This is a genomic window from Streptomyces sp. VNUA24 (assembly GCF_029167005.1).
Classification (GTDB): domain Bacteria; phylum Actinomycetota; class Actinomycetes; order Streptomycetales; family Streptomycetaceae; genus Streptomyces; species Streptomyces scabiei.
In genome coordinates this window covers 7,834,880-7,850,147 of record NZ_CP119143.1, presented here as the reverse complement: position 1 = coordinate 7,850,147, position 15,268 = coordinate 7,834,880, and the positions used below count along the sequence as shown (strand labels likewise).

At 73.0% G+C, this 15,268-nt stretch carries 13 protein-coding genes; 8 read left to right on the top strand and 5 right to left on the bottom strand.

What is annotated here, in order from left to right:
* Window positions 1-5 precede the first annotated feature (5 nt).
* Window positions 6-2,060, bottom strand: coding sequence for an MDR family MFS transporter (locus PYR72_RS33655; RefSeq protein ID WP_275460593.1), 2,055 nt, complete (start codon window positions 2,058-2,060; stop codon window positions 6-8).
* Between the two features lie 401 nt (window positions 2,061-2,461).
* Between PYR72_RS33655 and PYR72_RS33650 the strand changes: the two genes are divergently transcribed.
* Window positions 2,462-3,610 (top strand): peptidoglycan-binding domain-containing protein, encoded by a 1,149-nt coding sequence (locus PYR72_RS33650; protein WP_275458782.1) that lies wholly within the window; start codon window positions 2,462-2,464, stop codon window positions 3,608-3,610.
* Window positions 3,611-3,631: 21 nt separating this feature from the next.
* A complete protein-coding gene (locus PYR72_RS33645; RefSeq protein WP_275458781.1) occupies window positions 3,632-3,952 on the top strand; it encodes an antibiotic biosynthesis monooxygenase in 321 nt (106 codons plus the stop codon).
* Between the two features lie 129 nt (window positions 3,953-4,081).
* Here PYR72_RS33645 and PYR72_RS33640 read toward each other — a convergent pair whose 3' ends face one another.
* The 3 genes from PYR72_RS33640 to PYR72_RS33630 all read right to left on the bottom strand — a co-directional run bounded on the left by PYR72_RS33640 (window position 4,082) and on the right by PYR72_RS33630 (window position 7,116).
* Window positions 4,082-5,398: a transposase gene (locus tag PYR72_RS33640; RefSeq protein WP_275458780.1), complete on the bottom strand. Its 1,317-nt coding sequence runs from the start codon at window positions 5,396-5,398 to the stop codon at window positions 4,082-4,084.
* Between the two features lie 292 nt (window positions 5,399-5,690).
* Complete coding sequence (locus PYR72_RS33635; RefSeq protein WP_275458779.1) at window positions 5,691-6,359, bottom strand: HAD-IA family hydrolase; 669 nt, start codon at window positions 6,357-6,359, stop codon at window positions 5,691-5,693.
* Window positions 6,360-6,531: 172 nt separating this feature from the next.
* A complete protein-coding gene (locus tag PYR72_RS33630; protein ID WP_275458778.1) occupies window positions 6,532-7,116 on the bottom strand; it encodes a TMEM165/GDT1 family protein in 585 nt (194 codons plus the stop codon).
* 723 nt (window positions 7,117-7,839) lie between these two features.
* Between PYR72_RS33630 and PYR72_RS33625 the strand changes: the two genes are divergently transcribed.
* The 5 genes from PYR72_RS33625 (at window position 7,840) to PYR72_RS33605 (ending at window position 13,923) form a co-directional block, all read left to right on the top strand.
* On the top strand, window positions 7,840-8,484 hold the full coding sequence (locus PYR72_RS33625; protein WP_275458777.1) for an HNH endonuclease family protein: 645 nt from the start codon (window positions 7,840-7,842) through the stop codon (window positions 8,482-8,484).
* A 109-nt stretch (window positions 8,485-8,593) separates the two neighbouring features.
* Entirely contained in the window at window positions 8,594-10,261 is a 1,668-nt protein-coding gene (locus tag PYR72_RS33620) for an alkaline phosphatase D family protein (RefSeq protein WP_275458776.1), read from the top strand.
* Between the two features lie 258 nt (window positions 10,262-10,519).
* The gene (locus tag PYR72_RS33615; RefSeq protein WP_275458775.1) at window positions 10,520-12,568 is read left to right on the top strand and encodes an FAD/NAD(P)-binding protein; all 2,049 of its coding nucleotides are present in this window, start codon (window positions 10,520-10,522) and stop codon (window positions 12,566-12,568) included.
* Between the two features lie 55 nt (window positions 12,569-12,623).
* Entirely contained in the window at window positions 12,624-13,079 is a 456-nt protein-coding gene (locus PYR72_RS33610; RefSeq protein ID WP_275458774.1) for a DoxX family protein, read from the top strand.
* Between the two features lie 232 nt (window positions 13,080-13,311).
* The gene (locus PYR72_RS33605; protein WP_013004015.1) at window positions 13,312-13,923 is read left to right on the top strand and encodes a VTT domain-containing protein; all 612 of its coding nucleotides are present in this window, start codon (window positions 13,312-13,314) and stop codon (window positions 13,921-13,923) included.
* A gap of 32 nt (window positions 13,924-13,955) precedes the next feature.
* Here PYR72_RS33605 and PYR72_RS33600 read toward each other — a convergent pair whose 3' ends face one another.
* The gene (locus PYR72_RS33600; protein WP_275458773.1) at window positions 13,956-14,183 is read right to left on the bottom strand and encodes a DUF2277 domain-containing protein; all 228 of its coding nucleotides are present in this window, start codon (window positions 14,181-14,183) and stop codon (window positions 13,956-13,958) included.
* A gap of 174 nt (window positions 14,184-14,357) precedes the next feature.
* Between PYR72_RS33600 and PYR72_RS33595 the strand changes: the two genes are divergently transcribed.
* Window positions 14,358-15,266 (top strand): 2-dehydropantoate 2-reductase, encoded by a 909-nt coding sequence (locus PYR72_RS33595; protein WP_275458772.1) that lies wholly within the window; start codon window positions 14,358-14,360, stop codon window positions 15,264-15,266.
* The last annotated feature ends 2 nt before the right edge of the window (window positions 15,267-15,268 follow it).

Below are 15,268 nucleotides of genomic sequence, written 5' to 3'. Positions count from 1 at the left end.
ACCGACTATGACGAGACCGACGGGGACGAGGGAGCCTCCGGGGGCGGGGGTGGCGTGGGCGGCGTACCGGCGGTCGCCGTGCCCGGCAGCCGTCGTGTGATCGCCCGGTCGTCGTGCGGGCGCTCCGCGTCCGAGCCGCACAGTTCGGAGTTCAGCTCCCCGACGAGACGGATGAGGTCGGTGGGGCGGTCGGGCCCCCACCAGTCGCCGAGGAGTTCCGCGAGGGAGTCCTCACGGGCCTTGGCGAGCCGGTCGGCGGCCTCGTGGCCGGCGTCGGTGAGGACGAGGTCGATGCCGTCGCGCCGGGCGAGACCGCTCTCCTCGGCCTGCCGGGTGGCGGCCATGATCACGTCGAGCGGGACGGTGCTGCGTTCGGCGAGCACGGCCGGTTCCGCCCAGCCGTACCGCCGGATCCGCAGCAGCAGCCAGCTCGTGGCGGGCAGCAGGTCGTAGCCGGCCCGTGCGGTGATCTTCCGGTACACCTCGCGCCGGCCCTCGCGCGACCCGAGCACCGACAGCGCCCGGCACACCTCGTCGTACGACGACCGCTCGACCGGGTTGCTGGCGAGCGTCTCCGTGGCGTCGGGCGCCGTGACGGAGGCCCGCAGCCGGTCCTCGCGCAGGAACCAGGCGAGGACGAAGCCGAGCAGGGCCACGGGGGCCGCGTAGACGAAGACGTCGGTGATGGCGGAGGCGTACGCGTCCAGGACGGAGGGGCGCAGCGAGGCGGGGAGCCGGGCGATCTCGCGCGGGTCCGCCTGCAGCCCGTCCACGCTCACACCGGACGGGAGCGCCGCCCCGTCGAGCGCGCCGGTGAGCTTGTCGCCGAGGTGCCCCGCGAACACCGTGCCGAACACGGCGACGCCGAACGAGGCGCCGATGGACCGGAAGAAGGTCGCGCCGGAGGTGGCGACGCCGAGATCCTCGTACGGGACGGCGTTCTGCACGACCAGGACCAGGACCTGCATCACCAGCCCGAGCCCCAGCCCGAAGACGAGGAGGTACGCGCTCGTCTCGCCGGTGCCGCTGTCCGCGTCGAGCTGGTGCAGGAGCAGCAGGCCGAGCGTGGTGACGGCCGTCCCGGCGACGGGGAAGACCTTCCAGCGGCCCGTGCGGCTGACGATCTGTCCGGAGAGGGTCGAGGACAGCAGCAGCCCGAACACCATCGGCAGCATGTGCACCCCCGACATGGTCGGTGACACGCCCTTCACGACCTGGAGGAAGGTCGGAAGGTAGGTCATCGCGCCGAACATCGCGAAGCCGACGACGAAGCTGATCACGGCGGAGAGGGTGAAGGTGCGGACGCGGAACAGCTTGAGGGGAAGGACGGGTTCGGCGGCCCGCCGCTCGACGGCCACGAAGACCACGACCAGCAGGACGGCCAGGACGGACAGGCCGACGATCTGCGCCGAGTCCCAGTCCCAGGTGGTGCCGCCGAGGGAGGCGACCAGGACGAGACAGGTGGCCACGGAGGCGATGAGGAAGGTGCCGAGGTAGTCGATGACATGCCGTTCGGCGCGGCGCGGGATGCGCAGCACGGCGGCGATCACCAGCAACGCCACCGCCCCGACGGGCAGGTTGACGTAGAAGACCCAACGCCAGCTCAGATGCTCGGTGAACAGTCCGCCCAGCAGCGGCCCGAGCACGCTGGTCGCACCGAAGACCGCGCCGAACAGGCCCTGGTAGCGCCCGCGTTCGCGCGGCGGCACCAGATCGCCGACGATCGCCATCGACAGCACCATCAACCCGCCGCCGCCGAGGCCCTGCAGGGCCCGGAACCCGATCAACTGCGGCATGTCCTGCGCCGCTCCGCACAGCGCCGACCCGATGAGAAAAATCACGATCGCCGTCTGGAAGAGCCGTTTGCGGCCGTACTGGTCACCGAGTTTGCCCCACAGCGGTGTCGCCGCCGTCGCCGCCAGCATGTACGCCGTGACCACCCACGAGAGGTGTTCGAGGCCGCCCAGCTCGCTGACGATCGTCGGCAGCGCCGTCGACACGATCGTCTGGTCCAGCGCCGCCAGCAGCATGCCCAGCAGCAGGGCCCCGATGGAGACCATCACCCCGCCGGGCACCCCCTCGGCGACGGGAACGCCCTGGCCACGGGGGCCGGACGGGGGTGTGCGCCCCTCGCCGCCGTCCGAGCCGCCGGCGCCGTCGGCGGTGCTCGCGGCACCCGCACGTGCGCCGGTGGCGACGTGCGCGGGCTCGTCGCCACCGTCGGCCGGGACGTGGCTGGTGTCGTCGGTCATGCAGACCTCCCGTGGGGCCGAGGGTCTCCCGCCGTGTCCCCGTACGACGCCCTCGGGTTTCCTCTTCCTCCCTGTCCATTCCATCGTGGTCGGTGTGACCGGTTATGGCCTGTCGAGGCGTTCCGGAACCCTTGATTCCCCGCGCTTCCGGGAGATTCGGTGTCGGCCATTTGCTTAAACTCTGGAGACTTCACGGGGAGGAACGACACGTGAGTGAACCGACCAGTCACATATGCCCGGAATGCTCCACCCCCCGGGCCTCGGACGGCACGCCGTCCTGCGCGTGCGGCCGACGCGCCTCCGAGGCCCTGCTCGAAACCCGTACGGCCGAGGCGGCGGCCGCGGAGGACTTCGACCCCCTCCGGATTCGCCCGTACGTGGAACTGGGCGACGCACACGGGGAACACGGCGGATCGCGCGCCGCGACGGGCAGGGGACCGGCCCCCGACCGGGCCGCCACGATCGCCATGCCGACGACCACGGCGGCGACCGGCGCGACAGCGGCGACGAGGCCGACGGGACCGACGGGCGCGACAGGACCCGACCCGATGGGCGGACGGACGTTCGGCCGGCGGGGTGAGGGGACGCCCGGCGCCGGATTCGGCGCGTGGGGTACGCCGCCCTCGCCGGGCCCGGCACCGCTCTCCGCGGACGGCACCTCGCCCAGGACGTCGACAGGGCGCCCCGGGCGCCGGCGCCGGCGCCGTGCGAGGCTCGTCGTCGTGCTGGCCGGCACCGCCGCCGCGGGGGTGATGGCCGCCGCGGGGTTCGCGAGCGGACTCTTCTCGTACAACGCCCCGGAGCGGGACCGCGCACTGCCGGACGACCTGCGGGCGAGCGCCCCGGACGCGTCACCGGACGGGGAGGCGTCGCCGGCCGGGCCGTCCGGGGAGGGCGGGGGCGGGGGCGGGGCACCCGCTCCGGCGCCGCCGGGCGGTGGCGCGGGCGCGACGACCGCGAGCCCCTCGCGGAGCCCGTCTCCCTCACCGTCGCCCTCGGAGGCGTCCGGCTCGCCGTCGCCGTCGGTCTCGGCCGAGCCGACGCAGAGCGACGCGCCCAGCGCCGGCGCCTCCACGGGCGCGTCGGCCACCGGCTCGGACGGGTCCAACGACAGCCGCAAGGTCGCGCCCAAAACGCTCCGCCCCGGCGACGACGACCCCGAGGTCACCGAACTCCAGCTGCGGCTGCGCCAGTTGGGCATCTACACCGGTGACATCGACGACAACTACGACAGCCAGGTCGAGCAGGCCGTCCTCGTCTACCAGAGCAGTCGCGGCATCACGAAGGACCAGGACGAGCAGGGTGTCTACGGCCTGGTCACCCGGGAACGGCTGGAGTCCGAGACGAAGGAGCCGTGACGGGTGATGCAGGATGAGGCCATGAGTATCGTCAAGATCAACGTCCTCACGGTCCCGGCCGAGCAGCGCGAGGTGCTGGAGAAGCGGTTCGCCGCCCGCGCCGGGGTGGTCGAGAGCTCCGACGGCTTCGAGTGGTTCGAGCTGCTGCGTCCCGTCGAGGGCACCGACAACTACCTCGTCTACACCCGCTGGCGCGACGAGGACGCCTTCCAGGCGTGGATGGACGGCCCCATGAAGCAGGCCCACCAAGGCGGCGGCGACCGCCCCCGGCCGGCCGCCTCCGACTCGACCGTGTGGTCGTTCGAGGTCGTCCAGCAGACGGGCCCGAAGACCGGGGCCTGACGCACACCGTCCGGTACCGCCGGCCCTCCCCTCGCCTCCCTCACCCCCGTCCGACGGCCGTGGAAACGCCGCCGGGCGGGGGCGTTCCCGTGCTCGAAGTACCCACCTTTTTTTGACATCCTCCCCCTCTTAAAAGAGGGGGATTCCAACCCATTGGGGCTGAGGTTCACGGACGCTCGGCCCCTTGCGGGGTGTCGTCCCTCCGGCACCGGCTGTGCGCCGGGGGCGGGGGATCCCGCCCTGTCCTGCCGCGATGTTGATACTGGCGTTGGTGTCGGCGTTGCAGGTGAAGCCGCAGGAGGAACACTCGAATCCGGCTTGGCTCTTGCGCGAGTTCTTGTCGATCCAGCCACAGGCACTGCACCGCAGGCTGGTGTAGGGGGCGGGAACGTCCTCGACCCGGCCGGGGGCCTTGTGCCCGGTGCGCTGCCGGAGCAGGCCCCAGCCCTGGGCGAGAATGCCCCGGTTGAGTCCGGCTTTCGCGGCCCGGCCGTTCTTGAGGTACTGGCCGGGCTGGTCAGGGTCGGGCTTCGCCTTGGCCTTCGCGGTCATGTTCTTGATGTTCAGCTTCTCGAACCGCACCAGGTCGTAGGAGCGGGCGAGCATGGTCGAGGTCTTCTCGCACCAGTCCTTGCGCCGGTTCGCCTCCCGCGCCTTCAGCTTGGCCACCTTCGCGTACTCGGCGGTCTTGGCCTTGCTGTCCTTGGGGGCGCGAGCAGCCCGCCGTTGGTGTTTGCGGATCTGCGCCCGCTCGCGGGTGGTGAGCTGGGGGCAGTTGAGGGTGCGGCCGTCGGAGAGGGCGGCGGTGACGGTGACACCCCGGTCGATGCCGATCACCTCGCCCGTGCCGGGCGCCGGGATCGGCTCGGGGACGACCGCGAAGGCGATGTACCACCGCCCGTTGCGGAAGGTGACGCGGAACGTCTTGGCGTCGGGCAGTTGCGCGCCTTTGCCCTTGGCGCTGAGGCGGAAGCGGACCCAGCCGCAGCCGGGCACCTTCACCTGCGCCCACCGCCGGTTCAGCTTCTGCACGACCACCGAGCGGCCCATGACCTGCCTGCCGGTCTTTGCGTTCAGCTTCGGCGACCCGTCCACCTCGTGTTCCGGTACGCGGTCGGTGCCGATGACCCGGAAGCCCTCGTGCACGTGCTTCCTGCGCCAGGTCGGCTCACCGAACCCGGACGTGAACCGGGCGTTCTTGGCCTTCGCGAAGTCCTTGAGCGCCTGTTGCTGCACATCCGCGTTCCCCGCACCCAGCCACGCGTTGTCCCGCCGGGCCTCGGTGAGCTGACGGCACTGCTCCGCGAAACCGGGCGCGCTCTTGCGCCACCGGCGCCAGTGCGCATGCTGCTCGACCGCGAGATTCCACACGTACCGGGCGTGCGCGCAGTGCGTGAGCATCCGCTCGGCCTGAGCGCGCGACGGATACATCCGGAAACGAGACATGCCACGAACCTAGACACCCCGTTCCCCACCCGCCCACGCCTTCGACCAACATCACCCCTGAGAGTGACCAGCACGCCTTCGCGTTCCAGAGCAACCCCCCACCACTGGGCCCTCAACCCGCCACCACCAACGGCTCCACGCCAGCCTCACCACCGTCCCTCCCGAGACGCCGAATCGCCCTGGCGGCGATTCGGCTTCCCCTGCCCCGCTACGCGGGAACGGGCATTCACCCCGGACCTGAAGGGACCGGGCACCCTGCCAAGCAAGGTGGAGAGGGAGCGGCCGAGTTGCGTCAGCCGTGTATGTGCAGCCGGACCGCGCCGTCCGCCGTCGCCTCGACCCGTACCGCCGTGAGGTCGGGGACCACCGCGTCCGGGCCGTGGGACCGGGCGCGCTCTCCGATGCCGACGACCCGCATCCCCGCGGCGCGCCCCGCCGCGATACCGGCCTCGGAGTCCTCGAAGACGACACAGTCCTCGGGGGCGACGCCCAGTTCGGCGGCCCCCTTCAGGAAGCCTTCGGGGTCGGGCTTGCTCGCGCCCACCGACTCGGCGGTGACGCGCAGGTCGGGCAGCGCCAGGCCGGCCGCGGCCATCCGCGCGGTGGACAGCGGGACGTCCGCCGAGGTCACGAGGGCGTGCGGCACGCCTCCGGCGACGAGGGCCGCGAGGAACTCCGGCGCGCCGGGTATCGGGACGACGCCGTCCACGTCGGCGGTCTCCTCGGCCAGCAGCCGCGCGTTGTCCGCGTAGTTCTCCGCCATGGGCCGGTCGGGCAGGAGGACGGCCATGGTGGCGTATCCCTGGCGGCCGTGCACCACCCGCATGATCTCGGAGCCGTCCAGTCCGTGCCGCTCGGCCCAGCGCCGCCAGACGCGCTCGACGGCGGCGTCCGAGTTGACGAGGGTGCCGTCCATGTCCAGCAGGAGGGCGCGGGCGGTCAGAACGGTGGTGGCCGTCATCGGCAGGCTCCAAAGCGCGGGGAGAGCGAAGGTACGGGGCCGCGGACGGTCGGGCCCGGCGAGGCGGCCCGCGGGGACAAGGCGGCCCCGCCCACCGGTCAGGGAAATGCGGGCGGGAGCCACTTTGTTCACCCACGGTACAAAACAAAGGGGGCTTCCGCCACTCCCCCGCTCATCCCGACACGGCCTCCCACAGGCTCCACACACCGAGCCCCACCATCAGCACGGCCGCGACCTGCGTGATCAGCCGCAGCGGCACCCGCTTCATCAGCGCCTTGCCCCCCACGATGCCGAGTCCGGCGACGGCCCAGAGGGCGAGGACCGCCCCGAGACCGACGGACAGCGGGTCGTCGTACCGGGCGGCGAGGTTCGCCGTCATGATCTGGGTGAGGTCCCCGAACTCGGCGACCAGGATGAGCATGAACCCGGCGCCCGAGACCTTCCAGAAGCTCTGGTCCTCGGGCCGCCGGACCTCCGCGTCGTCGTCCCCGTCCTTCGTCCTGAGCAGCACCACCGCGCCGCCCAGGAACAGCACGCCGGTCAGCGCGTGCACGATCTGCTGCGGCAGCAGGGTGAGGACGCTGCCCGCCGCCACCGCGAGCACGACGTGCACGGCGAACGCCGCGGCGACACCGGCGAAGACGTAGGAGGCGCGGTAGCGGGTGCCGAGGACGAGACCGGCGAGCGCGGTCTTGTCGGGGAGTTCCGCCAGGAAGACGACGCCGAAGACGAGCGCCGTGACACTGATGCTGATCAAGGTTCCTCAGAAGGTCGGGCCACCCCACCGAGACATCATCCGCTCTTGCGACACCTCGGCACGGCAGCACACGGATGGCCCGCGCCGGACGGCACGGACGGTGCACTGCTCTGCCGAAGGTCTCGCTGGCGGGTTCCGCTTCCACGGAACCTGCCTCCGGGCGCCGGCTCAGACGAGCTGAGCAGTATGTCGACGGTCCGGCGAAGAGCTACTCCCCTTCTGCGCCGTCCATAGTACGCGGCGCAGAATCGGGACGGCCGCACGGGTGACGCAGCACCCTCGGGGCGGCCGCACGACGGCGAAGCGCCCGAGCGGCCGAAACGGGTGACGCAGCGCCCACGGAGCGGCCGCACGGACGGCGAAGCGCCCTCAGGGCGCTCGCTCGGGTGGCAGGCATCTGCGACGCGACCGCACGGGCGGCAAAGCGCAGGCGGCGCGGCCCGCAGGCACCTCCCGGCCCGCAGGGCCCGGCAGCCCTTCAGGGGCGCGGGGAACTGCGCGACAACCGCACGACCGGCCCCACCAGAGCCGCGGCCGCAGGACACACCCGCACCCGCCCGGAGGGCCCCGGCATCACAATCACCGCCGCGCCTCTTGTCCTGTCATGCCCACGTCACTAGCTTCTCACCAGACGCACATCCGCCGGTAACACGACGACGCGACCCTTCATTCGCGCGCCCCCCAACGCCCCGCCCAACACCCCCGGCCCCACAAGGAGTTCACATGCGCAGGTTCTACGCGCGTCGACGAGTCAGCATACTCGCGGCGCTCAGCGGATTGATAGCCTCCGTCGCGCTCTTCAACGCCCCCGCCGCCTCCGCCGCGCTCCCGACCCCCGTCAGCGCCGCCACCGCCCGCTCCTACCTCGCCACCCTCACCGTGGCGACCGAGGACCGCACCGGGTACGACCGGGACCTGTTCAACCACTGGATCACCATCAGCGGCACCTGCAACACCCGCGAGACGGTCCTCAAGCGCGACGGCACGAACGTCGTCACCAGCTCCGCCTGTGCCGCCACCAGCGGCAGCTGGTACTCCCCGTACGACGGCGCCACCTGGACCGCCGCCTCCGACCTGGACATCGACCACCTGGTGCCGCTGGCCGAGGCCTGGGACTCCGGCGCGGACGGCTGGACCAGCGCCCAGCGCCAGAACTTCGCCAACGACCTCACCCGCCCCCAGCTCATCGCCGTCACGGACAACGTGAACCAGGCCAAGGGCGACCAGGACCCGGCCACCTGGATGCCGTCGCGCACCGCCTACCGCTGCACCTACGTCCGCGCCTGGGTCCAGGTGAAGTACTACTACGACCTCTCCGTCGACTCCGCCGAGAAGAGCGCCCTCACCAGCTATCTGGCGAGCTGCTGAACCGTCCGCCCGGCGAGTCGCCCGCCCCGCCCGGACAATATGGTCCGGAACCTCGCCGATCGCCTCCGTCGTTCCGTACCGTACGGGGCGACGGAGGAAGGTGATCGCGATGACCGGGCTTCGCCTGGGACCCCTGCTTCGCTATGTGGACGGCTCGTCCGCGACCGTGTGGATCGAGGCGAGCCGTCCGTGCGCCGCCGAGGTGCGGTGCGCCGGCGGCGGGCGCGGCGAGGCCCGCACGTTCCAGATCGCCGGGCACCACTACGCCCTGGTCACGGTGACGGGCCTCGCGCCGGGTACGGCGTCGGCGTACGAGGTCCTGCTCGACGGCACGCCCGTGTGGCCGGAGCCCGGCTCCCCCTTCCCGCCCCCGGAGATCCGCACCCCGGCCGAGGGCGACACCGTCCGGGTCGCCTTCGGTTCCTGCCGCTGGGCCGCGCCGCCCGCCGGCGAGCCCGACCCGGTCGGCCCCGACGCGCTGGACACCCTGGCGGTCCGGCTGGCCGCCGCACCGGACGCCGAGCGCCCCGACGTCCTCCTCCTGCTGGGCGACCAGGTCTACGCGGACGAGACCTCCAAGGCCACCCGCCGCTGGCTCGCCGCCCGCCGCGACCTGACGGAACCGCCGGGCGACCAGGTGGCGGACTACGAGGAGTACACCCACCTCTACTACGAGTCCTGGCTCGACCCCCAGATCCGCTGGCTGCTCTCCACCGTCCCCAGCTGCATGATCTTCGACGACCACGATGTCATCGACGACTGGAACACCAGCGCGTCCTGGCTCGCCGACATGCGGGCCACGCCCTGGTGGCGCGAGCGCATCCTGAGCGGCCTGATGTCGTACTGGGTCCACCAGCACCTCGGCAACCTCTCCCCCGCCGAACTGGCCGCCGACCCCCTGCACGCCGCCGTGCGCGCCACCCCCGACGGAACGGACGCGCTGCGCGCCCACGCCGACGCGGCCGACCGGGACCCCGCCTCGGTCCGCTGGAGCTACCGGCGGGACTTCGGGCGCGTCCGCGTCCTGATGCTCGACAGCCGGGCCGCCCGCGTCCTCGACGAGCGGAACCGCTCGATGCTGGACCCGGGCGAGGCGCAGTGGCTGCGCACCCAGGCGCTGGACGCCCGGGGGTCGTACGACCATCTGCTCATCGGCACCTCGCTGCCCTGGCTGCTGCCCCACCTCGTGCACGACGCCGAGGCGTGGAGCGCGGCGCTGTGCCGGGGCGAGCGCGGTGAGCGCTGGGCGCGTTTCGGGGAGAAGCTGCGCCGGGGCGCCGATCTGGAGCACTGGGCGGCCTTCCCCTCCTCCTTCGAGGACCTGACCCGGCTGATCGCCGAGGCCGGTTCGGGGGCCGACGCCCCGGCGACGGTGCTGGTGCTCTCCGGGGACGTGCACCACGCGTACGTCGCCGAGCCGTCGTGGCCGAAGGGCCCCCGGGACGGCGTTCCGGGGCGCCCGGTGGTCCCCGACGCGCGCGTCCTCCAGCTCACCTGCTCCCCCGTGCACAACTCCATCCCGCTCTCGATAAAGCTGGGTTTCCGCTTCGGCTGGAGCGGGACGGGGCGGGCGCTCGGCCGGTGGTTCGGGCGGCACGGGCGGGGCGCGCGGCCGTCGATCGACTGGCGCCGGACGGACGGCCCCTGGTTCGGCAACCACCTCATGACGCTGACGCTGCGCGGCCGTTCGGCACGGCTGCGGCTCGACCGCGCGCGGACCGGGCGGAACGGCGAGGCACGGATGGAGACGGGATCGGATTCCGCCCTCACCCCGTAGCCCCTCCTCGGGTCCTTCCGGACCCTCCTCAAGTCCCCCTCGGGCCCTCCTGGTTCCCCAATCGACCGTTTCCGGGCGGTTGCCGCCCCTGTGGTCCGAGTTGCTCGTGAGGCATCCCACACCTGGCGTGCCCGAGGGGCCAGGAGCCCTGTTCGCGTGCCGTCCGGCGGCATGATGAGGCGGACCGTCCGCTTCCCGGCGGGCGGTCCGCCGCGCCGCGCCCCACCAATGCGCCCCACACGCACGGGAGTTGCCCCCTTGCCGGACATTCCAGGTTTCCCAGGGACCAGTGACATCGGCATCGCTCTCGTCGGCGCCGGCCCGCGCGGCACCAGCGTCCTGGAACGCCTCTGCGCCTCCGCCCCCGAACTGCTCGGTCCCGGCACCCGGCTGACCGTGCACGTCGTCGACCCGGCGCCACCCGGTCCCGGGCAGGTCTGGCGCACCGCCCAGTCCCCGCACCTGCTGATGAACACGGTGGCCTCCCAGGTCACCCTCTTCACCGACGACAGCGTGGACTGTTCGGGCCCGATACGTCCGGGCCCGAGCCTGTACGAGTGGGTCACCTCCCGGGAGAGGGACACGGACGGGCCGGGTGAGCCGGACGGGCCGGGTGAGCCGGGCGGGCGGGAGGCCCTGGGTCCCGACGACTATCCGACGCGGGCGCTGTACGGGCGTTATCTGGAGTGGGTCTTCGCCGAGGTGGTGCGCGGCGCGCCGCCCGGGATCCGGGTCGAGGTGCACCGCACCCGCGCGGTCGGTCTCGACGACGACCCCGGGGACGCGAGCGGCGGACAGCGGCTCACGCTCGCCACCGGGCGCGTGCTCACCGGCCTCGCCGCGGTGGTCCTCGCCCAGGGCCATCTGCCCACCGTCCCGGACCGGCCGGAACGGGAGACCGCCGGGTACGCCGGCCGCCACGGCCTGCGCCACGTCCCGCCGGCCAACCCGGCCGACCTCGACCTCTCCCCCGTCGCCCCCGGCGAACCGGTCCTCCTGCGGGGTCTCGGCCTCAACTTCTTCGACCACATGGCCCTGTTCACGACCGGCCGGGGCGGCCGCTTCACGCACGACGCCGGCCGAGGTCTGCGGTACGTCCCCTCCGGCCGGGAGCCCCGGCTGTACGCCGGTTCCCGGCGCGGTGTCCCGTACCAGGCCCGCGGGGACAACGCCAAGGGCCCCTACGGCCGCCACACCCCGCTCGTCCTGACGCCGGAGGCCGTCGCGTCGTTCCGCAAGCGCGCGGACTCCGGCGAGGCGCCCGACTTCCTGGCGGAGATATGGCCGTTGGTGGCGAAGGAGGTCGAAACGGTCTACTACGAGGGGCTGTTGAGGGCGTCGGACCGGCGGCAGGCGCTCGGCTCGCCCTCGTACGGCCCGTCCCCCCTCCCCTTCCGCGACCGGTTCCTCGCCGCACCCCACGGCTCGGCCCGGGAGGCGGCCGTTCTGGACGAGTTCGGGGTCGCGGAGGCGGACCGGTGGTCGTGGGAGCGGATCGCGCGGCCGTATACGGGACGGGAGTTCGCGGACCCCGCGGAGTGGGAGCGGTGGCTGCTGGAGTATCTGCGCGAGGACGCGGCGCGGGCCGCCCTCGGCAACGTCGACGGGCCGGTGAAGGCCGCCCTGGACGTCCTGCGGGACCTGCGCAACGAACTGCGGCTGATCGTGGACCACGGCGGGCTGGCGGGGGTGTCGCGCCGCGACCATCTGGACCGCTGGTACACCCCGTTGAACGCCTTTCTCTCGATCGGTCCGCCGCGCAGTCGTGTCGAGGAGATGTCCGCGCTGATCGAGGCGGGCGTGCTGACCGTGCTCGGCCCCCGGCTCGACGTACGGCCGCACGACGGGGCCTGGCTGGCTCGCTCCCCCGACGTGCCGGGGTCGGCGGTCCGGGTGACGACGGTCGTGGAGGCCCGGCTCCCCGAGGCTGATCTGCGCAGGACCGCCGACGAACTGCTCGCCGGGCTGCTCGCGAGCGGAGCATGCCGCCCGCACCGGACGGACGGGTACGAGACGGGCGGACTGGACGTGACGACCCGGCCCTATCACCTGATGGACCGTCAAGGTTGCGCGCACGCACGGAGGTTCGCGTTCGGCGTGCCCACGGAGGGAGTGCACTGGGTGACGGCGGCGGGCGCCCGACCGGGCGTTGATTCGGTCACACTTTCGGACGCGGATGCCGTGGCGCGAGCGGTTCTACGTGCGGCGACACCAGGCGGGAGGGCCGGCGGACCCGTTCAGAGCTGGCCAGATGTTGAACTTGTAAGCATCGAGCGGCCCTGCCTACCGTGGGTGACTCACCGGTAAGAACCGTCCCCACTGGTCCCACAAGGACCGGGTCACTACCGAAGGAGTCCCCCACATGACCGGACGCCTCAACCGCGCCCAGCCATACGTGCTCGGACTGTTCCGCATCGTCATCGGCCTGCTGTTCGCCTGCCACGGCGCCAAGAGCCTCTTCGGCGTCCTGGGCGGCGTGGACGGACAGGGCGCCACCGCCGCCGCGGGCTCCTGGCCCGGCTGGTACGCGGCCGTCATCCAACTGGTCGGCGGCACACTGGTCCTGCTCGGCCTGGGCACCCGCGCGGCGGCGTTCATCGCCTCGGGTTCCATGGCCTACGCGTACTTCAAGGTCCACCAGCCGCAGGCCCTGTGGCCGTCCCAGAACGGCGGCGAGGCCGCGGCGCTCTACTGCTGGGCCATGTTCCTGCTGCTCTTCACCGGCTCCGGCGGTCTCGGCCTCGACCGGTTCCTCTCCCGGCGCCAGCGCGCGTCCGCGGGCAGCACCAGCTCGGGCAAGGCCCCCGTCACCGCCTGATCCGCCCGTCACCACCGGCACGACGGGCCGCCGGAGGATGCCACGCACCCCCCGGCGGCCCCACCCGCTCTTCCCCCCACCCGCTCCCGCCCCACCCCCTCCCCGCACACCACCCGAACCAACACGGCGTGACGGACACATGTGCCCCAGGGGTCCTTCTGTGACACCCGGGGCGTACGCTGTTCGGCTGTCACGGGTTACGTGACACCGGGGGAAAACAGGAGAGTGCGCGGTGCTGGAGAGTCTGGGCTGGCTGGCCGTCGGCCCATGGATCTATGCCGTCGTGGGCGTGTCCATCGTGCTGGACGTGTTCCTCCCCGTCCTGCCGAGCGGAGTCCTGGTCGTCGCGGTGGCCACGGCCGCCGCGGCCGAGACGGCGGCGGGCGCGATGGCCCGCGAGGTCCCCGACATCCTGGTGCTGATGCTCTCGGCGGCGACCGCCTCCGTGCTCGGCGACCTGGTGGCCTACCGGCTCGCCTGGCGGGGCAGCGCCTGGCTCGACCGCGCCGTGGCCCGTTCCCGGCGCCTGACCACGGCGCAGGAACGTCTCGGCGCCGCGCTCGCCCGGGGCGGCGGTCTGCTGGTCGTCGTCGCCCGGTTCGCCCCGGCCGGCCGTTCCGTCGTCTCTCTCGGCGCCGGCGCCGCCCGTCGCCGTGTCCGCGACTTCCTGCCCTGGTCCGCCGTCGCCGGACTCGCCTGGGCCGCCTACAGCGTCGCCCTCGGCTGGCTCGGCGCGCAGTGGCTCGGCGCGACCTGGCTCGCGACGGCGGTGTCCCTGGCGGCCCTCTTCGGCGCCGGAGCCGCGGCGGCGTACTTCATGCGCCACCCCCGCGCAGCGGACTGACGCCCGGCCGCCGGCGGACGCGCGGCGAGGGGCTACCCGGCCCGTCGCGGAGCGCCCCGCACCTCCAGGCCGTCCAGCAGCTCCGCCGTGGCCGCCGCGATCGCCTCCACCGCGTGGTCGAAGACCTCGCGGTTGTGGGCGGCGGGCGCGCGGAAGCCGGAGACCTTGCGGACGTACTGCAGGGCGGCGGCACGGATGTCGTCCTCGGTGGCCTCTTCGGGCAGGACGGGCGGGCGAAGGGTCTTGATGCTGCGGCACATGCCCCCAGTCTCGCGCGTACGACCGCACAACCCCAGGCAGACCGCCCAGGTCACCGCCCCTCCCCAGCATTCCCTTGGATATCGGCAAGGTCACCCGAGGATTGACTCGGCCCTCCACACCTTGTGATCATCACCGGGCCCGCTGCGAACCGCCCGGCAGAAACGAGGGGGACCATGACGAACGATCGGCTCACGGTGGCGGTACTGGGTCCGGGCGGTGTGGGCGGCCTGCTCGCCGCGCTGCTGGCCCGGGCCGGGAACCGGGTGATCTGTCTGGCCGGGGAGGCCACCGCACAGGCCCTGGAGCGGGACGGCATCGAGGTCAGGAGCGCCCGCTTCGGCGAGTTCACCGCCCGCGTGGAGACCGCGCCGCGACTCGCCGAACCCGTCGACGCGGCCCTGGTCGCGGTGAAGCACACCACCCTGGCGGCCGCCCTGGACCGGCTCCCGGCGGAAACCCTGGGCCCGGGCACCCTGGTCGTGCCGTTCCTGAACGGCGTCGAGCACCCGGCGTTCCTGCGTGCCCACTACGGCGGCGCCGTCCCGGTCGCCCCCGCCACCGTCCGCGTCGAGTCCACCCGCGTGGCCCCGGGCGTCATCGAACACGGCAGCCCCTTCGCGGAGGTCGACCTCACCGGCGACACAGTCTCCCCGGGCCGCCTCAACTCCCTCGCCGGGGCCCTGGAATGGTCCGGCGTGAGCGCCCGTGTCCTGGCGGGCGAGACGGCGGCGCTGTGGGCGAAGATGTCGTTCCTGGCCCCGTTCGCCCTGCTGACGACCCGTCACGGTCTGCCCCTGGGCGAGATCCGCGCGCACCACCGCGCGCGACTGGCCGCGCTGGTGGCGGAGACGGCGGCGGTGGCCACGGCGGCCGGCGCCCCCGTGGACCCGGCCGAGGTCCTCGGCCGTTACGAAGCGTTCCCGCCGGCCACCAAGTCCTCCATGCAGCGCGACGCCGAGGCCGGCCGCCCCCTCGAACTGGACGCGATCGGAGGCGCGCTGCTCCGCGCGGCCGAGCGTCACGGCGTCCCCGTCCCCGTGGCGGCCGAGGTGGTGGCGGACCTGCGGGCGGCGGGTCACTGAAC

What these genes read in the sequence shown, in the direction of transcription:
- PYR72_RS33655 (WP_275460593.1), bottom strand. Translation starts at nt 2,060, where the DNA reads ATGGTCTCCATCGGGGCCCTGCTGCTGGGCATGCTGCTGGCGGCGCTG.
- PYR72_RS33645 (WP_275458781.1), top strand. Translation starts at nt 3,632, where the DNA reads ATGAGTATCGTCAAGATCAACGTCCTCACGGTCCCGGCCGAGCAGCGC.
- PYR72_RS33640 (WP_275458780.1), bottom strand. Translation starts at nt 5,398, where the DNA reads ATGTCTCGTTTCCGGATGTATCCGTCGCGCGCTCAGGCCGAGCGGATG.
- PYR72_RS33635 (WP_275458779.1), bottom strand. Translation starts at nt 6,359, where the DNA reads ATGACGGCCACCACCGTTCTGACCGCCCGCGCCCTCCTGCTGGACATG.
- PYR72_RS33625 (WP_275458777.1), top strand. Translation starts at nt 7,840, where the DNA reads ATGCGCAGGTTCTACGCGCGTCGACGAGTCAGCATACTCGCGGCGCTC.
- PYR72_RS33620 (WP_275458776.1), top strand. Translation starts at nt 8,594, where the DNA reads ATGACCGGGCTTCGCCTGGGACCCCTGCTTCGCTATGTGGACGGCTCG.
- PYR72_RS33610 (WP_275458774.1), top strand. Translation starts at nt 12,624, where the DNA reads ATGACCGGACGCCTCAACCGCGCCCAGCCATACGTGCTCGGACTGTTC.
- PYR72_RS33600 (WP_275458773.1), bottom strand. Translation starts at nt 14,183, where the DNA reads ATGTGCCGCAGCATCAAGACCCTTCGCCCGCCCGTCCTGCCCGAAGAG.
- PYR72_RS33595 (WP_275458772.1), top strand. Translation starts at nt 14,358, where the DNA reads ATGACGAACGATCGGCTCACGGTGGCGGTACTGGGTCCGGGCGGTGTG.